The organism is Mesorhizobium sp. B2-5-3 (genome assembly GCF_006441005.1).
GTDB lineage: Bacteria > Pseudomonadota > Alphaproteobacteria > Rhizobiales > Rhizobiaceae > Mesorhizobium.
Genome location: NZ_VFUS01000001.1, coordinates 64334 through 87303, shown reverse-complemented (window position 1 = coordinate 87303; position 22970 = coordinate 64334). Strand labels below are relative to the sequence as shown.

The 22970-nt window shown below is 63.2% G+C and carries 19 protein-coding genes and 1 tRNA gene; 14 read left to right on the top strand and 6 right to left on the bottom strand.

Translation table 11 applies throughout. The features are described 5' to 3' along the window. Positions 1 to 96: 96 nt before the first annotated feature. The 3 genes from FJ867_RS00420 to tkt form a co-directional block, all read right to left on the bottom strand. Entirely contained in the window at positions 97 to 1980 is a 1884-nt protein-coding gene (locus FJ867_RS00420) for a potassium/proton antiporter (RefSeq protein ID WP_140816243.1), read from the bottom strand. Between the two features lie 213 nt (positions 1981 to 2193). Next, positions 2194 to 3204, bottom strand: coding sequence for a type I glyceraldehyde-3-phosphate dehydrogenase (gene gap, locus FJ867_RS00415; protein ID WP_140500546.1), 1011 nt, complete (start codon positions 3202 to 3204; stop codon positions 2194 to 2196). A 211-nt stretch (positions 3205 to 3415) separates the two neighbouring features. Further along, positions 3416 to 5407 (bottom strand): transketolase, encoded by a 1992-nt coding sequence (tkt, locus tag FJ867_RS00410; protein ID WP_140525465.1) that lies wholly within the window; start codon positions 5405 to 5407, stop codon positions 3416 to 3418. 259 nt (positions 5408 to 5666) lie between these two features. Here tkt and FJ867_RS00405 point away from each other — a divergent pair, with 259 nt between their 5' ends. From FJ867_RS00405 to FJ867_RS00390, 4 genes are all read left to right on the top strand, one after another. Further along, the gene (locus FJ867_RS00405) at positions 5667 to 5939 is read left to right on the top strand and encodes a DUF4164 domain-containing protein (RefSeq protein WP_140584487.1); all 273 of its coding nucleotides are present in this window, start codon (positions 5667 to 5669) and stop codon (positions 5937 to 5939) included. A gap of 4 nt (positions 5940 to 5943) precedes the next feature. Then, positions 5944 to 6309, top strand: a complete 366-nt coding sequence (locus FJ867_RS00400) for a cell division protein ZapA (protein WP_140500552.1) — start codon at positions 5944 to 5946, stop codon at positions 6307 to 6309. Positions 6310 to 6478: 169 nt separating this feature from the next. Then, a complete protein-coding gene (locus tag FJ867_RS00395) occupies positions 6479 to 7138 on the top strand; it encodes a peroxiredoxin (protein ID WP_140500553.1) in 660 nt (219 codons plus the stop codon). A gap of 247 nt (positions 7139 to 7385) precedes the next feature. Beyond that, complete coding sequence (locus FJ867_RS00390; RefSeq protein WP_140500555.1) at positions 7386 to 8258, top strand: MBL fold metallo-hydrolase; 873 nt, start codon at positions 7386 to 7388, stop codon at positions 8256 to 8258. An 85-nt stretch (positions 8259 to 8343) separates the two neighbouring features. Here the strand turns inward: FJ867_RS00390 and rpoH are convergent, their stop codons facing one another. Together rpoH and FJ867_RS00380 are read right to left on the bottom strand one after the other, a co-directional pair. Beyond that, positions 8344 to 9255: an RNA polymerase sigma factor RpoH gene (gene rpoH, locus FJ867_RS00385; RefSeq protein ID WP_027023478.1), complete on the bottom strand. Its 912-nt coding sequence runs from the start codon at positions 9253 to 9255 to the stop codon at positions 8344 to 8346. A 211-nt stretch (positions 9256 to 9466) separates the two neighbouring features. Continuing rightward, positions 9467 to 10522 carry an RluA family pseudouridine synthase gene (locus FJ867_RS00380; RefSeq protein WP_140816241.1) on the bottom strand — a complete coding sequence of 352 codons (1056 nt, stop codon included), beginning with the start codon at positions 10520 to 10522 and terminating at the stop codon, positions 9467 to 9469. Between the two features lie 25 nt (positions 10523 to 10547). Here FJ867_RS00380 and FJ867_RS00375 point away from each other — a divergent pair, with 25 nt between their 5' ends. From FJ867_RS00375 to FJ867_RS00360, 4 genes are all read left to right on the top strand, one after another. Then, positions 10548 to 10946 (top strand): fimbrial protein, encoded by a 399-nt coding sequence (locus tag FJ867_RS00375; protein ID WP_140500558.1) that lies wholly within the window; start codon positions 10548 to 10550, stop codon positions 10944 to 10946. A 13-nt stretch (positions 10947 to 10959) separates the two neighbouring features. Beyond that, a complete protein-coding gene (locus tag FJ867_RS00370; protein WP_140816239.1) occupies positions 10960 to 11367 on the top strand; it encodes a VOC family protein in 408 nt (135 codons plus the stop codon). Positions 11368 to 11456: 89 nt separating this feature from the next. Next, a tRNA-Glu gene (locus FJ867_RS00365) sits at positions 11457 to 11531 on the top strand. Between the two features lie 421 nt (positions 11532 to 11952). Continuing rightward, positions 11953 to 12312: a hypothetical protein gene (locus tag FJ867_RS00360; protein WP_224681152.1), complete on the top strand. Its 360-nt coding sequence runs from the start codon at positions 11953 to 11955 to the stop codon at positions 12310 to 12312. A gap of 181 nt (positions 12313 to 12493) precedes the next feature. Here FJ867_RS00360 and FJ867_RS00355 read toward each other — a convergent pair whose 3' ends face one another. Beyond that, positions 12494 to 12697 (bottom strand): hypothetical protein, encoded by a 204-nt coding sequence (locus FJ867_RS00355; RefSeq protein WP_140517882.1) that lies wholly within the window; start codon positions 12695 to 12697, stop codon positions 12494 to 12496. A gap of 304 nt (positions 12698 to 13001) precedes the next feature. On the opposite strand from FJ867_RS00355, the gene FJ867_RS00350 reads away from it, so the two are divergent. The 6 genes from FJ867_RS00350 (at position 13002) to pstB (ending at position 22956) form a co-directional block, all read left to right on the top strand. Continuing rightward, entirely contained in the window at positions 13002 to 13925 is a 924-nt protein-coding gene (locus tag FJ867_RS00350) for a DUF2865 domain-containing protein (protein WP_140816235.1), read from the top strand. Between the two features lie 608 nt (positions 13926 to 14533). Continuing rightward, entirely contained in the window at positions 14534 to 18670 is a 4137-nt protein-coding gene (locus tag FJ867_RS00340) for a PAS domain-containing protein (protein ID WP_181168299.1), read from the top strand. 517 nt (positions 18671 to 19187) lie between these two features. Beyond that, a complete protein-coding gene (gene pstS, locus FJ867_RS00335; RefSeq protein WP_140500569.1) occupies positions 19188 to 20246 on the top strand; it encodes a phosphate ABC transporter substrate-binding protein PstS in 1059 nt (352 codons plus the stop codon). Between the two features lie 65 nt (positions 20247 to 20311). Next, positions 20312 to 21301, top strand: a complete 990-nt coding sequence (gene pstC / locus FJ867_RS00330) for a phosphate ABC transporter permease subunit PstC (RefSeq protein WP_140500571.1) — start codon at positions 20312 to 20314, stop codon at positions 21299 to 21301. Between the two features lie 3 nt (positions 21302 to 21304). Continuing rightward, positions 21305 to 22156 (top strand): phosphate ABC transporter permease PstA, encoded by an 852-nt coding sequence (gene pstA, locus FJ867_RS00325; protein WP_140500572.1) that lies wholly within the window; start codon positions 21305 to 21307, stop codon positions 22154 to 22156. Beyond that, the gene (gene pstB / locus FJ867_RS00320; protein WP_140500574.1) at positions 22153 to 22956 is read left to right on the top strand and encodes a phosphate ABC transporter ATP-binding protein PstB; all 804 of its coding nucleotides are present in this window, start codon (positions 22153 to 22155) and stop codon (positions 22954 to 22956) included. Before pstA ends, pstB begins: the two co-directional genes overlap by 4 nt. Positions 22957 to 22970 lie beyond the last annotated feature (14 nt).

Below are 22970 nucleotides of genomic sequence, written 5' to 3'. Positions count from 1 at the left end.
CGAAATTTTCAAGGCGAAGGCGAAGGCGAAGGCGAAGGCGTCGACGTCGCGAAGCGTCACGGCAGGCGGATGGGTGCGGCGCAAAGGATCGCCGTGTCAGCTTTCGGTCGTTGCCTTTTCCACCGCCGGCTCGGTTTTCTCGTCTGCGCGTGCCGCGGTGATCGGTGTTTCCACCGGCTTGCGCCAGGTTTGGACGAAAGCTTTGATCCGGTCGGCGATCTCGCCGGCGCTGAGGAAGACCGGTACCCGCGCCACGGGCGCGGTCGGTTCGAAGGAGAGGCCCAGGCCTGTGATCCTGCCCTTGTCGTCGACGTCACGCACGATCAGCTCGATCGGGCCGATCAGCACGCGGTCGGCGTATTCGACGTGGCCGCCGAGCCGCGCCGTGACCAGAGCGCCGACGGTCAGGTTCTGTTCCGCCTCGCTCAGGCCCGGCGCGTATGCGGCTTCCAGTTCGGCAGCGGAACGCGCCGGATCGACGGCGAAGGCGCCGAAGAAATCGGCGTCCTCGGGGTCGACGACGGCGCGGCTGGCGAACAGCTTGTCGAGCAGGCGTGGATAGCGGTCCGGCACGAAGATGTAGACCTGGTCGCCGGCGGCAAGCCTGCCCATGTCCTGGAAACGCATCGAGCGTCCATCGCGCAACACCAGCGAGGGCCGCGCCCAGCGAGGGATGCGCTCGCCGCGCGCCACCGGGCTGCCCGGCGCGACGCGGTAGGCGAGGAGCTCGTGATGGGCCGAGCCCGGCAGTTCGAGCTCGACCTTGTCCAGAGGTCCGAGCCGCGCCGGCACGATCAGGCCGAGACGGCGCGCCAGCGGACCAACGGTCCAGCCCTGGATGACGAGCGACACCAGGACGATGATGAAGGCGGCGTTGAAGATGGTGCGGCCATTCTCCAGCCCGCCGAGCAAGGGAGTGATGGCAAGCAGGATCGAGACGGCGCCGCGCAGGCCGACCCAGGAAACGAAGGCGACTTCGGGGCGCGGCAGACGAAACGGGACCAGGCAAAGCCAGACCGCGATCGGCCGGGCGACGAACATCAGGAACAGGCCAAGCAGCACCGCCGGCACCATGATCGCCGGGAATTGCGAGGGCGTCGCGAACAGGCCGAGGATCAGGAACATGATGATCTGCGCCAGCCAGGACATGCCGTCCTGGAAGCGCTTGAGGATGGTGACGGCGCGGATGTCGGAATTACCCGCGATGAGACCGGCAAGATAGACCGCCAGGAAACCGGAGCCGCCGATGGCGCCGGCGGCGGCGAAGACCATCAGCGATAGGGTCAGCACGAAGATCGGCAGCAGGCCATGGTCGAGATTGAGCCGGTCGACGAGGCGCACGATGGCGAGGCCGCCCAGCACGCCGACAATGGCGCCCAGGCCCATGTTAATGAGGAAGCCGAGGACGAGGTTGGTGACCAGGACATTGGCCTCGGGGTCGGCATGGGCGGCTATGATCTCGACCAGGGTGATGGTCAGGAAGATGGCGATCGGATCGTTGGTGCCGGACTCCACCTCCAGCGTGGAGCGCACGCGCTCGCGCAGATTGATCTCGCCGGCGCGCAAAAGGAAGAACACGGCGGCCGCGTCGGTGGAGGCGACGGCGGCACCGAGCAGGAAGGATTCCAGCCAGGTGAGATCGAGCATATAGTAGGCGGCGGCGCCGAACAGGCCAGTGGTGAGGATCACGCCGAATGTGGCCAGAGACAGCGCCGGCCCGGCTGCCTGCCGCAAGGCATTGAGCGGCGTGCCGAAGCCGGAATCGAACAGGATCACCGCCAGCGCCAGTGAGCCGGCAAAATAGGCGATGCGGGCATTGTCGAACTCGATGCCGAGGCCATCGGTCCCGGTGGCGAGCCCGATGCAGAGAAACAGAAGCAGCAGCGGTGCGCCGAAGCGGAAGGCGATCAGGCTCGAAAACGCGGCGACGACGACAAGCGCGGTGCCCACCAGCGTGACGAGATAGATCGCATGCTCCATCCGTGACTTGTCCCCTGCCTCTTCTCTCGATTCAAGGAAGAGTGGGGCGAAGGCATGGCCGGCGCAAGGCGGGAGAGCGGTTTTTTGGCCGAAGCCCTACAAGTTCGTCGTCCTTCGGCTTAGCAGGAGCGAAGCGGCGCCTTGCCGAGCACTCCGACGAAAAACGCCCGGACCAAGCCGGGCGTTTCAAGTCTCTGGAAGATGGGCCCGCGATCAGGCGATGGTCTTGCCGAAGGCGACCGCGGTATCGCCCATGCGATTGGAGAAGCCCCATTCATTGTCGTACCAGGACAGCACCGAAACGAAGTTGCCGTCCATCACCTTGGTCTGGTCGAGCGCCACGATCGAGGAGTGCGGGTCGTGGTTGAAGTCGATCGACACGTTCGGATGATGGGTAACCGACAGGATGCCCTTGAGCTTGCCATTGGAGGCGGCGATCACCGCCTCGTTGATCTCCTGCGCCGACGTCGAGCGCTTGGCGATGAACTTGAAGTCGACGAGCGAGACGTTCGGCGTCGGCACGCGGATCGAGATGCCGTCGAGCTTGCCCTTGAGCTCGGGCAGCACCAGGCCGATGGCCTTGGCGGCACCGGTCGAGGTCGGGATCTGCGAGAGTGCCGCGGCGCGGGCGCGGTAGAGATCCTTGTGCATGGTGTCCAGCGTCGGCTGGTCGCCGGTGTAGGAATGGATCGTCGTCATCATGCCCTTTTCGATGCCGACCGTCTCGTGCAGGACTGCGGCCAGCGGCGCCAGGCAATTGGTGGTGCAGGACGCGTTCGAGATGACGATGTGGTCCTTGTTCAGCTTGTCGTGATTGATGCCGTAGACGACGGTGAGGTCGGCGCCTTCACCGGGCGCCGAAACGAGGACGCGCTTGGCGCCGGCGGTCAGGTGTGCGGCTGCCTTGTCGCGGGCGGTGAAGATGCCGGTGCATTCGAGCGCGATGTCGACGCCGAGCTCCTTCCACGGCAGCTGGGTCGGATCCTTGATCGCGGTGACCTTGAACGTCTCCTTGCCGACGGTGATCTGGTCGCCGGAAACCGATACCTCGTGCGGGAAGCGGCCGTGTACGCTGTCGTAGCGCAGGAGGTGGGCGTTGGTTTCAACCGGGCCGAGGTCGTTGACGGCGACGACGTCGATGTCCTTGCGGCCGGATTCATGGATGGCGCGCAGGATGTTGCGGCCGATGCGGCCGAATCCGTTGATGGCAACTCTGACGGTCATTTTTCTCTCCTTGGGAGCTGGAGGGCAGACGATTGGTCCGCAGCTTCATAGCGGCGGAAGCGGAAAGAATCCAGCCGCGGCGACGTGGATTTAAATCGATTAGGTCAGGCCAGTCCGGCGGAACCGCTGTACGCGGTTTCGCCGAGCGTTCTTGTTTCATACATGTCGCTGTCCCAAAATCGAGATACACTTTTGGGCAACAAGCACGGCCTTACTTGCCATGCAGGCGGGCTTCCGCCGCCTTGGCGGCCGCCTCGGCGGTGATGCCGAAATGCGGATAGAGCTGCTCGATCGTTCCCGAGGCGCCGAAGCCGGTCATGCCGATGAAGATGCCATCGGAGCCGATGAGGTGATCCCAGCCCTGGCGGATGCCGGCTTCGATCGCCATCTTCACCTTCGCATTGCCGATCGTCTTGCGGCGGTAGTCCTCGCTCTGCTTATCGAACAGTTCGAAGCAAGGAACCGAGACGACGCGGGTCGGATGGCCGTGCTTCTCCAGGAGGTCGCGGGCGCCGAGCGCGATCTCGACTTCCGAACCCGTGGCGAAGATCGTCACCGCGGCTTCGCCGCTGGCGGCGGCGAGCTCATAGGCGCCCTGGCTGCTCAGGTTCTTCTCTGTGAATTCGGTGCGCACGGTCGGCAGGTTCTGTCGGGTCAGCGCCAGCGTTGACGGCGTCTTTTCCGATTCAAGGGCCAACTGCCAGCATTCGGCGGTCTCGACCGCGTCCGCCGGACGGAACACGTTGTGGTTGGGGATGGCGCGCAGTGCCGCCACATGCTCGACCGGCTGATGGGTCGGGCCGTCTTCGCCGAGACCGATGGAGTCATGAGTCATGACGAAGATCGAGCGGATGCCCATCAGCGAGGCCAGTCGCATCGAGGGGCGGGCATAGTCTGAGAAGCACAGGAAAGTGCCGCCATAGGCGATCAGGCCGCCATGCAGCGTCAGCCCGTTGATGGCGGCAGCCATGCCGTGTTCGCGGATGCCGTAGTGGACATAGCGCTGGCCGTAGTCGTCCGGGGTGATGTTCTTGGTCTGGCTGGTCTTGGTGTTGTTGGAGCCGGTGAGATCGGCCGAGCCGCCGATGGTTTCGGGCACGGCGCCGTTGATGACTTCCAGCGCCATTTCGGAAGATTTGCGGGTGGCGACCTTCGGCTTGTCGGCGGAGAGCTTCTTTTTGTAGTCGGCAATGACGGCGTCGAAGTTGGACGGCAGCTTGCCGGCAACGCGGCGCTCGAACTCTGCCCTGAGCTTGGCGTCGGCCTTGGCGAGGCGACCTTCCCAGTCGGCGCGCGCCTCGGCGCCGGCCGTGCCGGCCGTGCGCCAGGCATCGAGGATGTCGGCTGGAACCTCGAAGGGGGGTGACTCCCAGTTGAAGAACTTGCGCGCGCCGGCGATCTCGTCGGCGCCGAGGGGCGAGCCGTGCGCCTTGTTGGTGCCGGCCTTGGTCGGGGCGCCGAAGCCGATGGTCGTCTTGCAGGCGATCATCGTCGGCTTGTCGGAATGGCGGGCGGCTTCGATCGCATAGGCGATGGCTTCCGGATCCGTGCCGTCGATGTGGCTGGCGTTCCAACCGGAAGCCTGGAAGCGCGCGACCTGGTCGGTATTGTCAGCCAGCGACACCGGGCCGTCGATCGAGATGTTGTTGTTGTCCCAGAACACGATCAGCTTGTTGAGCTTGAGGTGCCCGGCAAGCGCGATCGCCTCCTGGGAGACACCTTCCATCAGGCAGCCGTCGCCGGCCAGCACATAGGTGTAGTGGCTGACGAGGTCGTTGCCGAAGGCGGCGTTCATGATGCGCTCGCCGAGCGCGAACCCGACAGAATTGGCAAGGCCCTGGCCGAGCGGGCCGGTGGTCGTTTCGATGCCGGCGGCGTGGCCATATTCGGGATGGCCGGCGGTTTTCGAGCCCAACTGGCGGAAGTGCTTGATCTGGTCGATCGTCATGTCTTCGTAGCCGGTCAGGTAGAGCAGCGAGTAGAGCAGCATCGAGCCGTGGCCGGCCGACAGGATGAAGCGGTCGCGGTCGGCCCAATGCGGCGCCTTGGCGTCGAATTTCAGGAAACGGGTGAACAGCACCGTGGCAATGTCGGCGCAGCCCATGGGCAGGCCGGGATGGCCGGAGTTCGCCTTCTCGACCGCGTCCATGGAGAGAAAGCGGATCGCATTGGCCATCCGGTCATGTTGTTCACGCGACGTCATGGTTCCTCCGGGGTGGGGTTTGGGGCCTTGGGAGAGCCCTTGAAAAGCGTGCGCGACACATAGCAGGCGCGCACTTTTAGTCAACAAACCGGTGCGCATTTGCCGGCCTTGTGATGCCGCGGGCAGGCCTATATTAGCGTTAGCAGGGGACAGTCGCGAGAGCTTTGTTGACGTCGCCTTCACCCGGTGCCTAATGTTTCAGAGATAACGCGTTCTGAACGCGAGCGATTCGGTGATGGGCAGGGCACAGGACGAGGCCATGACCGGGGAAACGACACTCAAGGAAGTCATCGCAAGGCTGGGCAAGGCCATGGAAGGCCTGGAAAACGCCGTCGCGGCCAAGCTCGAGCATGAGCGCGATTATTCGGAAGCCGAGGCCGAGGTGCAGCGGATGAATGCCGACCGCTCGCGGCTGGCGCAGGAGCTCGACAGTTCCGAGGCGCGCGCCGAGCGGCTGGAGGAAGCCAACAAGGAAGTGTCGCGACGACTGGTGACCGCCATGGAAACCATCCGCGCTGTGTTGGATAGGTAGGCTGATGGCACAGGTCACGGTTTCCATCGACGGCAAGCAGTATCGGATGGCCTGCGACGAAGGCCAGGAAGAGCATCTGATCGATCTCGCCGAGCGTTTCGACCGCTACGTCTCGCATCTGAAGGATTCATTCGGCGAGATCGGCGACCAGCGGCTGACGGTCATGGCCGGCATCATGGTCATGGATGAACTCTCGGAGCTGCAGAAGCGCGTCAAGGGCATGGAAAGCGAAGTGCTAACCTTGCGCAAGACCCGCGACGAGGCGCTGACCAAGGCCGACAAGAGCGACAGCGTGCTGACCAACGCGCTTGGCGCGCTGGCGCAGCGCATGGAAGATCTTGCGGCGACGCTGGCCGTCAACAAGGCATAAGCGGTCTCCTCGGAAATTCCTGCCGAACTTGGCGGCAAGAAGAGAAATTTTTTCGCGGGCGTGACGGGCGCCTGTGGCTTTAGGCATTTGTGGGTTGCCGCCGAGGTGTTAAAAAGATTTGAGCGCTCGCCAGCCGTTGCCGGCAACATTTCAAGGGTAGGGAAACAACATGAGCCTTCGCATCAACGATATCGCCCCGGATTTCACCGCCGAGACCACGCAAGGACCGATCAGCTTTCACCAGTGGATCGGTGACGGCTGGGCGGTGCTGTTCAGCCACCCGAAGAATTTCACTCCCGTCTGCACGACCGAGTTGGGCACGATGGCGGGGCTCGAGGGCGAGTTCAAGAAGCGCAACGTCAAGATTATCGGCATTTCGGTCGATCCGGTCGAAAGCCACGGCAAATGGCAGGACGACATCAAGACGGCCACCGGCCATTCGGTGAACTATCCGCTGATCGGCGACAAGGATCTCAAGGTCGCCAAGCTCTACGACATGCTGCCTGCTGGTGCAGGCGAGACGTCGGAGGGCCGCACGCCCGCCGACAATGCCACCGTGCGTTCGGTCTATGTCATTGGGCCCGACAAGAAGATCAAGCTGGTGCTGACCTATCCGATGACCACGGGCCGCAACTTTGACGAGATCCTGCGCGCGGTCGATTCCATGCAGTTGACCGCCAAGCACCAGGTGGCGACGCCGGCGAACTGGAAACAGGGCGAGGACGTCATCATCACCGCGGCCGTTTCCAACGAGGACGCCATCAAGCGCTTCGGCGCCTACGAGACCATCCTGCCCTACCTCAGGAAGACCAAGCAGCCTTCCGCGTAAAGCGGCTCTCCGGTTCACGGAAACGGCGAACCATCTCTTTGTTTTTGCGCAATTCCTTGGGCAAAGCGCCACGCGCTTTCCCGGGAAACCGCTTGGAATTGCTCCAGTTGCCTGGCCGGGATTTTTCGACTTCCGTCGCTTTTCTGGCAAGGCGTGCTTGACGGCAGGGCCCCGCTAGACAAGCATGCTCGTATGTTGCTCTGGCAGAGAAAATCATTCCTGTCTGGCTAACGGAGGGGACGTCGGATTGGACATAGGTTCGGCAAAGCCTGAGGTCACCGGTTTCCACGACAAGCCGACCGGCGCCATCCAGTATGTCGTCGCCGACCGGGTGACGAAGCGGTGTGCCATAATCGATCCGGTCCTCGACTTCGACGAGAAGTCCGGCGCAGTTTCGACAGCCAATGCCGATGCGCTGCTGGATTTCGTCAGGGCGGAGGGACTGAGCGTCGAATGGATTCTCGACACCCATCCGCATGCCGATCATTTCTCGGCCGCGCAGTACCTGAAGCAAAGGACCGCGGCGCCGACGGCGATCGGCGAGAGGATCGTCGAGGTCCAGAAATTGTGGAAGGCGATCTACAACTGGCCGGATTTCCCCGCCGACGGCTCGCAGTGGGACCGGCTGTTCGGCGACGGCGAGGTTTTTCGGGTGGGAACGCTTCCAGCAAGGGTGCTTTTCTCGCCCGGGCACACGCTGGCGTCGATCACCTATGTGATCGGGGATGCAGCCTTTGTTCACGACACGCTGTTCATGCCCGACAGCGGCACGGCAAGGACGGATTTTCCCGGCGGCAGCGCCGCGCGCCTGTGGCACTCGATCCAGGGCATTCTGGCCCTGCCGGAGGACACGCGCGTCTTTGTCGGCCATGATTATCAGCCCGGCGGGCGCCAGGCATTATGGGAGAGCACGGTTGCCGCGCAGAAAGCCGACAACATACATCTTGCCGCCGCGCGCGGCGAGGCCGAATTCGTTGCCCTGCGCGAGGCGCGCGACCGGACATTGCCGATGCCGAGGCTGATCCTGCATGCGCTGCAGGTCAACATGAATGGCGGACGCCTGCCGGAACCGGAAGCCAATGGCCGACGGTATCTGAAATTTCCGCTGGATGGGCTTTGAAGCAATCACGGCACCCGCTGCGGTATACAAAAAGGCGGCGCCAGTCTCCTGACGCCGCCGTTCTATCTTGTTGCCGATGCCGGCTTTAAGCCGCCGGCTGCGCCTCGATGGTGCGCAGCGCCTGGGTCTGGCGCTTGGCGGCGGCCTTGACGGCATCCTGAACCTTCTCGAAAGCGCGCACTTCGATCTGGCGCACGCGCTCGCGGCTGATGTCGAACTCAGCCGACAGTTCTTCCAGGGTCAGCGGCTCATCAGCGAGGCGGCGCGCCTCGAAGATGCGCCGTTCGCGTTCGTTGAGCACCGCAAGAGCACCCGACAGCATGCCGCGCCGGTTTTCCAGCTCGTCCTGCTCGATCAGCATCTCTTCCTGGCTTTCGTGGTCGTCGACCAGCCAGTCCTGCCATTCGCCGGACTCGCCTTCCGTCGCCCGGATCGGCGCGTTGAGTGAGGCGTCGCCCGACAGGCGGCGGTTCATCGACACGACTTCCGCTTCCGAGACGTTCAGCCTCGTGGCGATTTCGGCGATCTGGTCGGGCTTGAGGTCGCCGTCGTCAAGCGCCTGGATCTTGCCCTTCACCTTGCGCAGGTTGAAGAACAGACGCTTCTGGTTGGCGGTCGTGCCCATCTTGACCAGGCTCCACGAGCGCAGGATGTATTCCTGGATCGAGGCCTTGATCCACCACATGGCGTAGGTCGCGAGGCGGAAGCCACGCTCTGGCTCGAATTTCTTGACGGCCTGCATCAGGCCGACATTGCCTTCCGAGATCACTTCGCCAATCGGCAGGCCGTAGCCGCGATAGCCCATGGCGATCTTGGCGACGAGCCGCAAATGGCTGGTGACGAGCTTGTGCGCTGCGGAAGTGTCCTCATGCTCGGCATAACGCTTGGCGAGCATGTACTCTTCCTGCGGCTGAAGCATCGGAAAGCGGCGGATCTCTTCCAGGTAGCGGCTGAGGCCGCCTTCGCCGGAAACGATACTGGGTAGTGACTGGGCCATGATAGCGCCCCCTCTCTATTGGAGTGATGCCCCCGAAACGCGGCGGGCATGTGACGCGAGCACCAAAGGCTCGCTCGCGACATCAGATATATACAGGAACAAAACCAGAAAAGACAGGCATTTGTTCAACACGAAACAGTGTGTCACGCTGAAGTGAACAACGCCAGTCAGGTTTTTTGATGGTTGATTTGAAGCTTGCCGGGCGGCGGATTCAGAGACTGCGAAAGCCGCCGACGAGTTCCTCCATGTCCCTCGGTATCGGTGCCTCGAACCTCATCGATAGATGGGTAGTCGGATGGCGAAATTCAAGGAGCCAGGCGTGCAAAGCTTGCCGGGAGAAGGCCTTGACCTGGCTTCTCAGCGGTTCGGGCAACCGGTTGGCCTTGGTGCGAAAGGCTTGGCCGTAATCGGGATCACCGAGCACCGGATGACCGATATGGGCCATGTGGACGCGGATCTGATGGGTGCGGCCGGTCTCCAGGCGACATTCGACCAGACTTGCGGTCGCGAATTCCTTTTGGTTTTCGCCGAAGCGCTCCTGCACCGCAAAATGGGTGACGGCGCGGCGGGCATCGTCGCGTGCTTCGGGTACTACGGCGCGACGCACACGGTCGGCGGCGCGGCCGAGTGAGGCATCCACCGTTCCGGCCGGCCGCTGCGGTATGCCCCAGACCAGCGCCAGGTAGGCGCGCTCGAGATCGCCTGTCAGGCCGTGATCGGCAAAGGCCTCCGAAAGCGCCTTGTGGGCGCGGTCGGTCTTGGCCACGACCATGACGCCGCTGGTTTGCTTGTCGAGGCGATGAACGATGCCCGGCCGGCGCACGCCGCCGATGCCGGACAGGCTGTCGCCGCAATGATGGATCAGCGCATTGACCAGCGTGCCGGTCCAATTGCCGGCGCCGGGATGGACGACAAGCCCGGCGGGTTTGTTGATGACGATCAGTTCGTCATCTTCATAGAGGATATCGAGGGCGATGTTTTCCCCCTGTGGCTCCGCCGGTTCCGGCTCCGGCATGGCGACCGAGACAGTTTCGCCCGGCGACATCTTGCGCTTGGTCTCGACAACGGCCTTGCCGTCGACCAAGACCGCGCCCTGCCTGATCAGCATCTGCACGCGGCTGCGCGACATGTCCGGGCCGAGCCTGCCTGCCAGCCACTGATCGAGGCGTTGGCCGGCATCGTCGGCGCCGGCCACGAGCACGATCGGTTCTGCCTGCATGAATTGGTCCTCTATCAATCCGGGGGCCTCTTCGTTATGAGCGCTCATCGAGAATCGTTCCGGAATGTTTGCCATGGCCCGCCCCGCCGCCGACGAAGACGCCGTTGTTGAAGGCGGGGAAAAGCCGCTCAACCCCGAGATCGAAAAGGTGCGCGGCAGGCTCATCCGCTTCATGGCCATCAATCTCGGCCTGCTCTTGCTGGCCCTTATGGTGGTGATCGCGGCGATTGTCTACAAATCACGCAAGGCAGCGCCGGTGAGCCCGCCGCTGGCCGGCGACATCCAGGTGCCCGCCGGCGAACCGCTCAGCGGAGACATCGTGCTGCCGGTCGGCGCCAGGGTGGTCAGCCAGTCGCTATCCGGCAATCGCGTCTCGATCGACGCCGAACTTGTCGATGGCAGCCGCACGATCTTCGTCTACGATATGGGCGAGCGGCGCATAATCGGCCGCTTCGCAATCCGCAACAAATGAAGCCCGGCGCGCAATGACCGGCTTTGCCGAAAACCGTCATATCGCCACCGTTGCGCTGGTCGTCGACAGCTATGACGAAGCAATCGACTGGTATGTCGAGCGAATGGGCTTTGTGCTCCTGGAGAATGTGGACCTTGGCGGCGGCAAGCGCTGGGTGACGGTCGCGCCGGCCAGCGGGCGCGGCGCGCGGCTGCTTCTGGCCCAGGCCTCCGACGAGGCACAAAGGAAGAGCATCGGCAACCAGACCGGCGGGCGGGTTTTTCTCTTCCTGGAAACCGACAACTTTGCCCGCGATCATGCGGCGATGGTGGCGAAGGGCGTCGAATTTCGCGAGCCACCGCGCTTGGAGCCCTACGGCACGGTGGCGGTTTTCGCCGATCTCCACGGCAATCTATGGGACCTGATCGAGCCAAAACGCTAGCAGCAGCCAGCTTTTTCTTGATCCCGGGAAAGCCGGCGGACCCCAGTTGCTTTTTCTCCGCCGCCAGCCTATATCGCCGGTTCTTGAACGCGCCCATCGTCTAGCGGTCAGGACACCGCCCTCTCACGGCGGGAACAGGGGTTCGATTCCCCTTGGGCGTACCAAGAAGGCGACGGCTCAGCCGTTGATGATCCCTCCAGCATCAAACAATGTTCAAGGCCTCCGCGGAAGCTTCGTCATATGCGCGCATATGACCGCATGGAGCGCTGGCAAAAGCCGGGCTCGGAGCTATGGCATGGCGGCTTCGATTAACGTTTCGTTTACCTATAATCTGTCTATTGGAGACAATTCACCCGCGACCACGGATGTACTGGCGCTGCGGTGAAAACAAAGGTCGGCCCACTGCCGGCCTTTTGTTTTTTGGCCGGCCGCTGCGGGCGGGGCTGCCTCCAATGCTTTCGGCAAGAGCTTTCGCCAAAGCATATTGCCCTTGCCATCTCCAGCCCTACCATCAATCCTGACGATCGCACGCGGGCGGCCGGAAGGGTCGACGGTGGAGGAATTGCAATGAAAAGAACCTCTGGAATGCTCCTGATTAGCGGCGCATTGGCGATTGGCGCCACCTGCCCGTCGGCTGCCGCCCAGCTCAACACGATGGAGGAAGTCGGCACGGCGATCCAGGCATGCTGGACGCCGCCGGTGGATGCCGGAAATTCCATCGTCACGCTGAGCTTCAGCTTCAAGCGCGACGGCACGCTGCTTGGTCCGCCACGGCCGACCGCCGCCAAGGTGGCCGGCGACGACAAGGCGCGAAAGTCGTTCATCGACGCCGCAATGACCGCGGTGAAGAATTGCACGCCGCTCAGCCTTTCGCCGCAACTGGCGCAAGGGATTGCCGGCAACGTGTTCACCTTGCAATTCGTATCTCCCAAGATCGGCCAATAGCTGTTTTCCGCAACTCTCCGCGCAGGGCGCGCCGCGGCTTAATGCGCTAGAGCCGTTCGGCGTTCGGATCGCCGATCCCGCTTCAATTTTTTACGCAATTCCTGACGGAAAACGTCTGCGAGCCAGCCGCTCAGGTAGCGACTACCACCAAACCAATCTCGCCCAGCACCGCCTTCACCGGTCAGTGACTGGTACGCCGCGCCTCAGCGTGCCGCGCCAGGTCGGGTGTCTCGAAGACGTAGTCGTTCCAGGCCGATTCCGGGATTTGCCCGGCCAGATAGCATTCCAGCAACAGGTTTTGCTCGGCGCTCAGGGGCCTCGGGTCAAGTCCCAGGGAATGAAAAAGATTTCTTGTCAGTTCCGATACCGTGATCTGGATCGACATCTGCGTTCTCCTTCGCGCTTCAACGCGAAAGGCCGGGCAAAGGTTTCAGGACCGGATGCCGATAACGCCGGAGTGATCCGGCAGGCCTGCCAGCCGTCGGTCCGGCCGCATTGTTTTGCAGTTCGTCTCAATCTTGAAATAAAAATGCAATATTGAATTCACAGGGATTCTTCTATTAAACTAGAGGCAAGTCTCTCAATGCATGGAGACTAGAAAGATTAGATGAAACTCATTTAGTGGAAGCTTACCGAAATCGAAAGAGTTGTCATTCCAGGTTCTCAGCAACAATGACCGCGTCCTTCCGATGATCCGTTTCTGGTCCCCCATGATGATCGCGCTCGTCACCTTGACCGTGCTCGCGCTCGGCATGTCCAGTTCTTATGCCGACAGTTGCAGTGCAATAAAAAATCAGTTGTCTTCGGCCGGCCGTGGCGGCGGCACGAGCCCCGAGCTTGCCCAGTTGCACCGCCAGCTTGCCGCGATCCAAGGCATCGAGAGGCAGCGCAAGTGTACGGCGAAAAATTCCCTCGGTGGTTTCTTCAACGCATGCGCCGATCTTGCCAGGAACAGGAGCGAGGTGCAGCGCCAGATCGCGGCGGCCTCTAATTCAGGCCGGGACATGTCGGGGCTGCGGGCACGCTTTGTCGCGCTTGGCTGCGCGCCAGCGGCAAAGCGCGCGGCGGCGAAGACCCAATCGGTGTCTGCGGCGGCGCCAGCGGCGAGGGCAACGGGCGCCGGCAACGCGATGCTGTTCTGCGTGCGCCTTTCGGATGGATATTTCTTCCCAGCACCCAAGTCGCAGTTCGCCGGCAGCGACGATGTGAAGGATATGGCCGATCAATGCCGCTACATCTGCGACGAGCCGGGCGTCGACCTCTATACGCTCAGCGACGTCAGCCTCGAAACCGAAAAGATGGTCGCTCTCGACACGCGCAAGCCCTACACCGATCTGCCGACCGCATTCCGCTACCGCGACGACGTCAATTTCAAGGCATGTGACCTAAAACGCTACTACAGCAGGGTCGCCGAATTGAGGGCCCGAACGGTAACGCCCACAAACATGACCAATGCCATCATCCCCTTGCCGTCGGCCAAGCCGGACCTCGGCAGCGTCGCGGCAATTCCCGCGGCGGACGCCGAAGCCTCCGGGGCGGCCCAGCATCAGTCGATAGAGGCCGGCAAGCGGCCGGTGAGAATAGTCGGCCCGGCCTTCTTCCCAGCCGAATGATCATCCGCCCCCGGTTGTAGGCGCCGGTTTCTCAGCCAAGGTCAGTTTTGGGTGGCACCCATCAGTCGCAGACCATGCGAACCCTCTTTCCGGGTTCGCTGACATTCCTGCATGCCAGGGGCTTTTCCTCATCGGAGGACGGCGGAGGTGGCCTCGAAACTCTTGAAAGATGACGTCTCGGTGCGGCGCGCGGCGCGGGCCTGCGCTCGGAAAACCGGGTTGGCGGTTGTGGCGGCGCCGGAAAAGCGCCGTTTTCCATTCCGGACGGCCCGTATTCCACATTGGGCGGCGGCCGGTCCCAGAAACGCCGGGCATCGAGCGGGCGCGGAATGACGACGGTGCCGTCATAGCTGCGCGAACAGCCGCTGCCGAAAAGCAGCGCCGCGCTCAGCAAGCAAGGCACAATCCGTCCAAACATCAGCAACACCCCAATATTGGCTTATAGCGCGGCTTCGATCCGGCCGACAACCGGGCGCAATGGCGCAGGCCAGGGCCCGTCCGGTGCGCAACGGCTTGTTAAGGTTAGCGGATCGTTAATGCTTCTCGGGCACATTCCGCCGACGAACCGCGGAGGGAGGGTTCGGCCTTGGATTCGGGGTGGGGACGGCATGGCTGAAGCGAACGAGACAGCCGGCGTGCGCGACGAGCGCGGGTCGGGCGAAATGGCGGTGAACGACGCGGCTTCGTTCACCGCAGGCATGGATTTGGCCATGCTACGCCAGCTGGTCGAAACGGGCTCGGACTGGATCTGGGAGACCGACGCCGAGCTGCGCTTTTCCTGGCTTTCGCACAACTATCAGGCGGTCACGGGCATCGACCCGGCCGCTGTGCTTGGCCGCTTCCGGTTCGATTTCCTGAAGCAGGTCCTGAACGGCAACCGCAGCGCGGCAATGCATCTGGAGGATCTGCAGGCACATCGGCCGTTCCGTGACTTTGTCTACGAACTGAAGGGAGGTCGCGCCGATTGCCGCTGGGTGCTGACCTCAGGCTTTCCACGCTTCGATGATGAGGGGAAATTCGCCGGCTATCGTGGCATTGGACGCAATGTCACGGGATTGGCCGTCGCCTTCGAAGAACTGGAGCAGAAGCAGCAAGGAGAGGCGTCTTCGGGAGGCCTTCCCGACCTTCGCACGATGGTCGATTCGATGCCGATCGGGATCATGGTCCTCGACGCCGACCTGCGCGCCGAAGTGATCAACCAGGCCTTCTACAATTTGTGGAAAATCGATCCCCAGCGCGCCGGGATCGGCTCGGGCTTCCGCGAGTTGATGGAGGCCAGCCGCGCCGTCGATTCCTACGGCGCAGACGATGTTGCCTGGCGGCGCCATACCGCCGAGCGCGAGTCCGAGATCAGGGCCGGCGTCGCCGGCTCGAGACAATTGCCGCGCAATGACGGGCGTACCCTGGTTGCGTCGCTGGCCCCGCTGGCCGGCGGCAAGCGGCTCATCTCCTATGTCGATGTCACCGACATGAAGGATCGCGAGGCCGAGCTGGCCGACGCGCTGGAAAAGGCGCGACTGGCGGAAGCGGTGATCAACGGCGTCAAGGATCCGATCTTCGTCAAGGACGACGATCTGCGCTTCGTCTTCGTCAACGAAGCGTTTGCGGGCCTGTTCGGCCAGACGCCGCAAACCATGCTTGGCAAGCCCGGCGGCAATTTTCTCGCGCCCGCCGAGGTCGCGCTGTTCGAGAAAAGCGAGCGCGCGGTGCTGGCGACCGGGCGGCCTTACGAGGTGGAGGAAAGTTTCCAGGTCGACGGCGTCAACCGCTCGCGCGTCGTCAGGAAGAACCGCGTTAGAATGGCAAGCGGCCGCAACTACGTGGCCGGCTTCCTCTTCGACGTCTCGGACATGAAGGGCCGTGAGACCGAGGCGCAGGACGCCCGCAAACACCTGGCCAGCGTGCTGGAATCGCTGCCGGCCGCCGTGATCATCTACGACCGCGACGACAATTTCGTTTTCGCCAACCGCAAGATGCAGGACACGCTGCCGGCGCTGAAGCCGGCGTGGCAGCCCGGCCGCACCTTCCGCGACGCGCTGGCACTCGGTCATTCGGCCGGCTATTTCCGCTCGAGCGGCGATCCGCAGGTCGATGCGCTCTATGATGGCGATCTCGATCCCTGGCTGGACAGCATCCTCGCCCGCTACCACCTGCCATACTCATCCTTCGAACGTCTCAATCCCGACGGTCGCTGGTACCAGGTCTACGACATGCGCACCGACGACGGCACGTTCATCGGCGTGCGTGTCGATATCTCCGAGATCAAGAGCCGCGAAAAGGCGCTGCACGATTCGATGCGGCAGATCGACCTGTTCCGGCACGTGCTGGACGAACTGCCCGTGGCCGCCTTCATCAAGGCGCAGGACCTCAGCATCGAGTTCGTCAACAAGGCCTGGTGCGCGATCACCGGGCTCGCCAAGGAAGACGTTATCGGCCGCACCGATCGGCAGCTGTTCGGCGACGGGGATGGAGAGAGCTACAGCCTGCACGACACCGAGGTCGCCCTCACGGGCAGCGTCAGGGAGGTCGAGGAGCCCGTCACCCATCGCGACGGCACGGTGCGGCAGTTGATGACGCGCAAGAGCCGGCTGGTGGCGCTGGACGGATCGGTGCATCTGGTCGGCTCCAGCACCGACATCACCGAGGTCAAGGCGCGCGAGCGGGCGCTGGAAGAAAGCATGCGCGAGAACGAGGTATTCCGCAGCCTGATCGACAACGTGCCGGTGTCGATCTATGCCAAACGCTCCGATCTCAGGCAATTCTACGTCAACAAGGGGTGGTGCGATCTCACCGGCTTCAGCAAGCAGGACGCGATCGGCAAGACCGATATCGAAATTTTCGGGCCCGACGGCGAAGCCTTCGTCAATGGCGACCTCGCGGTGCTGCGCAGCGGCGAAACCCAGGAGGTCGAGGAGACGGTGATGCTCCCGGACGGCAGCGTGCGCCACCAGTTCGCCCGCAAGGGCGCGATGATCGCGTCCGACGGGTCGCTCTACCTGATCGGGTCGACCACCGACATCACCGAATTGAAGCTGCGCGAGGCGGAACTGCGCGAGGCGCGCCAGCGCGCCATACTTGCCGACCGCGCCAAGTCGGAATTCCTCGCCAATATGAGCCATGAGATTCGCACCCCGATGAACGGCGTGCTGGGCATGGCCGAACTCCTGGCCAAATCCGATCTCGATCCGAAGCAGAAGACCTTCACCGACATCATCGTCAAATCGGGCAACGCGCTGCTCACCATCATCAACGATATCCTGGATTTCTCCAAGATCGATGCCGGCCAGCTGGTGCTCGATCCCGCCCCCTTCAATCTCGCCGAGGCGATCGAGGACGTGGCGACGCTGGTGTCGACGCGGGCCAAGGAAAAGGACCTCGAGCTCATCGTGCGCATCGAGCCTGGGCTCGAAAGCCTGTTCATCGGCGATGTCGGCCGCATCCGGCAGATCGTCACCAACCTGCTCGGCAATGCGGTGAAGTTCACCGAAGAAGGCCATGTGCTCGTCGACGTCACCGGCGAAAGTGTGCCGGACGGAACCAGGCTGACGATCTCGGTCACCGACACCGGGATCGGCATCCCTGAGGAAAAGCTGAAACAGGTGTTCGAGAAATTCAGCCAGGTCGACACCTCCTCGACGAGGCGGCATGAGGGCACTGGGCTCGGGCTCGCGATCACCTCGCGGCTGGTCGAATTGATGGGCGGCGACATCGGCGTGGAAAGCGCCGAAGGCAAGGGGTCGACCTTCTGGTTCACGGTCACGCTGCCCAGGGCCGGACAACAGAACGCGCAGCGCATCATGCCGGTGGACGTGACCGGCGCGCGGGTGCTGATCGTCGACGACAATGCCGTCAACCGCGCCATCCTGACCGAGCAGATGACGTCATGGACCTTCGATTCCTGCGCGGCCGAGAGCGGCGCCGAGGGACTGAAAGTGCTGATCGCGGCCGCCGCCTACGGCGTGCCGGTCGATTGCGTCGTGCTCGATTATCAGATGCCCGAGATGAGCGGCGCCGAGATGGCAGGTGTCGTGCGCAACACCGCCGGGCTTGCCGACACGCCGATCATCATGCTGACCTCCGTCGACCAGTCGCTGGCCAACACCAGTTACCGCGATCTCGGCATTGATGCCCAGCTAATCAAGCCCGCACGCTCCTCGGTGCTCCTGGAAACGCTGGTCGCCACCATCCAGCGGCATCGCCACGCCACGCATGTCGCCCGGCCGCTTGCTGTCGAGGGAGACGGGGGGAACGGTCCGCAACCATCGCCAGCGGCTGCGTCGGGGCAACGCGCGTTGCTGCAGCCGCCGCCGGTCAGGCCCCGGCTTGCCGCGACTGGCGGCGAGCAGCGGCTGGACATCCTCGTGGCCGAGGACAATGAGGTCAACCAGATGGTCTTCACCCAGATCCTCGGCGAGACCGGCTACGGTTTCGAGATCGTCGGCAATGGCCGCAAGGCGCTGGACGCATTCGGCAGGCTCAATCCCTGCATGATCCTGATGGACGTCTCGATGCCGGAGATGAACGGGCTCGAGGCAACCGCCGCCATCCGCCGGCTGGAAGAGGAAACCGGCACGCATGTGCCGATCGTCGGGGTCACCGCGCATGCGCTCAAGGGCGATCGCGAACGCTGCCTGGACGCCGGCATGGATGATTATCTGCCCAAGCCGATCAGCCCCAGGGCCCTGCTCGAAAAGGTCGAGCGCTGGGTCGGCGCTAGTCGCCAGGCCCGGCGCAACGCGGGATAGACTTTGCGCCTTCGGCCGGATTGCGGCGAGAATCACCCGGGGCCGGCTGCAGCCCTTCGAGCAAGACTATGGTGCGATCGCACCATATCAAAGCCGGCGTCCAGCCGGGACAATGACGGCATCGAATTTCCGCTCTCTTCTAGTTACGGGCGGGAGCAGCGACCGCCAGTATGAAGCAGCGTCAATCTACCCCAACGGACCTGTTTTTGGCGATGGCCCGGCCAAGACATCCTCTGGCCTCGAGCGACGCGCTCCCGTCCGGCTTTTCTTCGATCAGCGATCCATGCCGAATCCGATGGCTGTTTGGGTGGCCGGATAGCGCAAGTCCCTGATTCCCGAAGGCAAACCGGCGCCATGCCGCAGCCGCTAATCGCCATCGCCTTTCCAGGCGCCGGCGACGCGTTACCGGGCTGACACGAAACTGTCATGCGACTGTTATAATCGAACGCTATTGGCCTCAGCGGGCGCTGGCAAGGAATGGCGCCGAGAGACCATCTTCCGAACAGGAGCAGGCCATATGAGACATTTGATCCGCTCGGCGGCCGTTGCGATCGCAATGGCTGCGGCGTCCACCCTCACCCTTTCCGCGGCAATGGCAGCTGACATCTCCGGTGCCGGCGCCACCTTCCCTTACCCGATCTATGCGAAGTGGGCCGATGCCTACAAGAAGGAGACCGGCATCGGTCTCAACTACCAGTCGATCGGCTCGGGCGGCGGCATCAAGCAGATCAAAGCCAAGACCGTCACCTTCGGCGCTTCCGATGCGCCGCTGAAGGGCGAGGATCTCGAATCCACCGGACTTGCACAGTTCCCGATGGTGATGGGCGGCATCGTTCCGGTCGTCAATCTCGAAGGCATCAAGCCGGGCGAACTGGTGCTCGACGGCCCGACGCTGGCCGATATCTTCGTCGGCAAGATCACCAACTGGAATGACGCGGCGATCGCCAAGCTCAATCCCGACGTCAAGCTTCCCGACCAGGCGATCGCCGTCGTGCATCGCTCCGACGGTTCGGGCACCACGTTCAACTTCAGCTACTACCTGGCCGACGTCAGCGCCGACTGGAAGTCGAAGGTCGGCGTCAACACCGCGCTCGAATGGCCGGTTGGCATCGGCGCCAAGGGCAATGAAGGCGTCGCCAACAACGTCTCGCAGACCGGTGGCTCGATCGGCTATGTCGAATACGCCTACGCCAAGCAGAACAAGTTGACCTATGCCGACATGATCAACAAGGACGGCAAGAAGGTCGAGCCGACGGCGGCGGCGTTCTCGGCGGCGGCGGCCAATGCCGACTGGAGCTCGCAGCCTGGTTACGGCGTCATCCTGGCCAACCAGCCGGGCGCCGAATCCTGGCCGATGACGTCGGCGACCTGGATCCTGGTCTACAAGAAGCCCGGCGACGTGGCGGCGACCGGTGAAGCGCTCAAGTTCTTCGCCTGGTCCTACGCGAAGGGCGACGACATGGCCGGGGCGCTGGACTACGTTCCGATCCCCGACGCGGTCGTCAAGAGCGTCGAGGACATGTGGGCCAAGGACATCGTCGGCGAAGACGGCAAGCCGCTCTATTCCGCCATGTAATCCCTGCTGAACGAGGAGGGCGCTTCACGGCGCCCTCCCTGTCTTCCTTGAAACGCGAGGGCCAGATGACCGCCGTCTCCGAAGCCATGCCATCGTCGGCCGCCATGCGGGCCAGGGAAGCGACGGTCCGACGCTTCGCGCTCACCGATACGATTTTCCGAACGGCGACACGCTTTTCCGCCATCCTCGTCCTGCTCATCCTCGGCGGCGTGGCGATTTCGCTGTTTGCCGGCTCGTGGGAAGCGCTGTCGAAATTCGGGTTCTCCTTCCTGACGACCGAATCGTGGAACCCGGTCACCGAGAATTTCGGAGCGCTGGCCCCGATCTACGGAACCATCGTCACCGCCGCCATCGCTATCCTGATCGCCGTTCCCATCGGCATCGGCATCGCCATCTTCCTTACCGAACTCTGCCCGCGGCCACTCCGACGCCCCATCGGCATCGCCGTCGAGCTGCTTGCCGGCATACCCTCCATCATCTACGGCATCTGGGGCCTGTTCGTGTTCGCGCCGTTCCTGCAGACGACGGTGCAGCCCTTCATCATCAAGCTTTTCCACGACGTGCCGGGACTCTCCAGCCTGTTTGCCGGCCCGCCCTACGGCATCGGCCTTCTGACCTCGGCGATGATCCTTGCCATCATGGTCCTGCCCTTCATCACCTCGATCACCAAGGATGTCTTCGACACGGTGCCGGCGGTGCTGAAGGAATCGGCCTACGGCATCGGCTGCACGACCTGGGAGGTCACGCGCCGCGTCGTCATCCCCTATACCCGCGTCGGCATCATGGGCGGCGTCATGCTCGGCCTCGGCCGCGCGCTCGGCGAAACCATGGCGGTAACCTTCGTCATCGGCAACGCCCACCGCATCAGCGGCTCGCTGTTCGCGCCCGGCACGACGATCTCGGCGACCATCGCCAACGAGTTCACCGAAGCCGACGGCGATCTCTATACGTCTTCGCTGGTGGCGCTCGGCCTGATCCTGTTCGTCATCACTTTCCTGATCCTTGCCCTTGCGCGCTACATGCTGCTGCGCATGGACAGCCGCACGGGAGCCTGACCGATGTCGACGGCCACATCGCTTCACAATCGACGCAAGCGCAGGAATGCCGTGATGATGACGCTATGCGTCACGGCGGCGGGCATCGGCCTGGCCTGGCTGGCGCTCATCCTCGGCGCACTGCTCTATAAGGGCCTGTCGGGTGTTTCGCTCTCTGTGTTCACCGAAATGACACCGCCGCCCGGCGATGCCGGCGGCCTGCTCAATGCCATCTACGGCAGTATCATGATGACAGTCATCGCCGTCATCGTCGGCACGCCGATCGGTGTCCTCGCTGGGACCTACATGGCCGAATATGGCCGCTTCTCGCGCCTCACCACCGTCGTGCGCTTCATCAACGACATCCTGCTGTCGGCACCCTCGATCATCGTCGGCCTGTTCGTCTACGAGCTGCTGGTGCGGCCGATGGGACATTTCTCGGCGATCGCCGGTGCCGTCGCACTGGCCATCCTGGTCATCCCGGTCGTCGTTCGCACCACCGAGGACATGCTCAACCTGGTGCCGAACGCCTTGCGCGAGGCCGGCGCCGCGATCGGCGCGCCGCGCTGGGTGGTCATCCGCTCGGTCGCCTACCGTGCGGCGCTGTCGGGCATCGTCACAGGCATATTGCTGGCCATCGCCCGCATTTCCGGCGAGACGGCGCCGCTGCTCTTCACGGCGCTCAACAACCAGTTCTGGTCGAGTAATCTCAATGCGCCGATGGCCAGCCTGCCCGTCACCATCTTCCAGTTCGCTCTCAGCCCCTACGAGGAATGGCAGCAGCTGGCGTGGACCGGCGCACTCATAATCACCCTTACGGTTCTCGGGCTGAGCATCTTCGCCCGCAGCCTTACCGGACGCAGAGAGGACAGATGAAACCGATGTTGTCCACCGAGTTGAATACGCCCGAAGTCGCGGTCGAGAAAGCCAAGATCGAGGTCAAGGGCCTCAATTTCTACTATGGCCAGTCGAAGGCGCTGAAGGATATCAGCCTGTCGCTGCCCGAGCGCAGCGTCACCGCCTTCATCGGGCCTTCGGGCTGCGGGAAGTCGACGCTGCTGCGCGTCTTCAACCGCATCTACGAGCTTTACCCGAGGCAGAGCGCCGAGGGCCAGGTGCTGCTCGACGGCCAGAATATCCTCGACCGTTCGCAGGATCTCAACCTGCTCAGGACCAAGATCGGCATGGTGTTCCAGAAGCCGACGCCGTTCCCGATGTCGATCTACGAGAACATCGCCTTCGGCGTCAGGCTCTATGAGAAGCTCAGCAAGGCGGAGATGGACGGCCGTGTCGAGCAGGCGCTGAAGCGCGCGGCACTGTGGAGCGAGGTCAAGGACAAGCTCAACGCCAGCGGCCTCAGCCTTTCGGGCGGCCAGCAGCAGCGCCTCTGCATCGCCCGCACGGTGGCGGTGAAGCCGGAGGTCATCCTGCTCGACGAGCCTGCCTCGGCGCTCGATCCGCTGTCGACCGCCAAGATCGAGGAGCTGATCGACGAGTTGCAGGCCGATTATACGATCGTCATCGTCACCCACAACATGCAGCAGGCGGCGCGCGTGTCGAAGCAGACCGCCTTCATGTATCTGGGCGAGCTGGTCGAGTTCGACCGCACCGAGAAGATCTTCACGTCGCCCCGCGAGAAGCGCACGCAGGACTATATCACCGGCCGCTTCGGCTGATCCCAGGCATACGA

Excerpts from the sequence above, each read along its gene's own strand:
- FJ867_RS00420 (WP_140816243.1), bottom strand. The coding sequence starts at position 1,980 with ATGGAGCATGCGATCTATCTCGTCACGCTGGTGGGCACCGCGCTTGTC.
- gap (WP_140500546.1), bottom strand. The coding sequence starts at position 3,204 with ATGACCGTCAGAGTTGCCATCAACGGATTCGGCCGCATCGGCCGCAAC.
- tkt (WP_140525465.1), bottom strand. The coding sequence starts at position 5,407 with ATGACGTCGCGTGAACAACATGACCGGATGGCCAATGCGATCCGCTTT.
- FJ867_RS00405 (WP_140584487.1), top strand. The coding sequence starts at position 5,667 with ATGACCGGGGAAACGACACTCAAGGAAGTCATCGCAAGGCTGGGCAAG.
- FJ867_RS00400 (WP_140500552.1), top strand. The coding sequence starts at position 5,944 with ATGGCACAGGTCACGGTTTCCATCGACGGCAAGCAGTATCGGATGGCC.
- FJ867_RS00395 (WP_140500553.1), top strand. The coding sequence starts at position 6,479 with ATGAGCCTTCGCATCAACGATATCGCCCCGGATTTCACCGCCGAGACC.
- rpoH (WP_027023478.1), bottom strand. The coding sequence starts at position 9,255 with ATGGCCCAGTCACTACCCAGTATCGTTTCCGGCGAAGGCGGCCTCAGC.
- FJ867_RS00380 (WP_140816241.1), bottom strand. The coding sequence starts at position 10,522 with ATGAGCGCTCATAACGAAGAGGCCCCCGGATTGATAGAGGACCAATTC.
- FJ867_RS00375 (WP_140500558.1), top strand. The coding sequence starts at position 10,548 with ATGGCCCGCCCCGCCGCCGACGAAGACGCCGTTGTTGAAGGCGGGGAA.
- FJ867_RS00370 (WP_140816239.1), top strand. The coding sequence starts at position 10,960 with ATGACCGGCTTTGCCGAAAACCGTCATATCGCCACCGTTGCGCTGGTC.
- FJ867_RS00360 (WP_224681152.1), top strand. The coding sequence starts at position 11,953 with ATGCTCCTGATTAGCGGCGCATTGGCGATTGGCGCCACCTGCCCGTCG.
- FJ867_RS00355 (WP_140517882.1), bottom strand. The coding sequence starts at position 12,697 with ATGTCGATCCAGATCACGGTATCGGAACTGACAAGAAATCTTTTTCAT.
- FJ867_RS00350 (WP_140816235.1), top strand. The coding sequence starts at position 13,002 with ATGATCCGTTTCTGGTCCCCCATGATGATCGCGCTCGTCACCTTGACC.
- FJ867_RS00340 (WP_181168299.1), top strand. The coding sequence starts at position 14,534 with ATGGCTGAAGCGAACGAGACAGCCGGCGTGCGCGACGAGCGCGGGTCG.
- pstS (WP_140500569.1), top strand. The coding sequence starts at position 19,188 with ATGAGACATTTGATCCGCTCGGCGGCCGTTGCGATCGCAATGGCTGCG.
- pstC (WP_140500571.1), top strand. The coding sequence starts at position 20,312 with ATGACCGCCGTCTCCGAAGCCATGCCATCGTCGGCCGCCATGCGGGCC.
- pstA (WP_140500572.1), top strand. The coding sequence starts at position 21,305 with ATGTCGACGGCCACATCGCTTCACAATCGACGCAAGCGCAGGAATGCC.
- pstB (WP_140500574.1), top strand. The coding sequence starts at position 22,153 with ATGAAACCGATGTTGTCCACCGAGTTGAATACGCCCGAAGTCGCGGTC.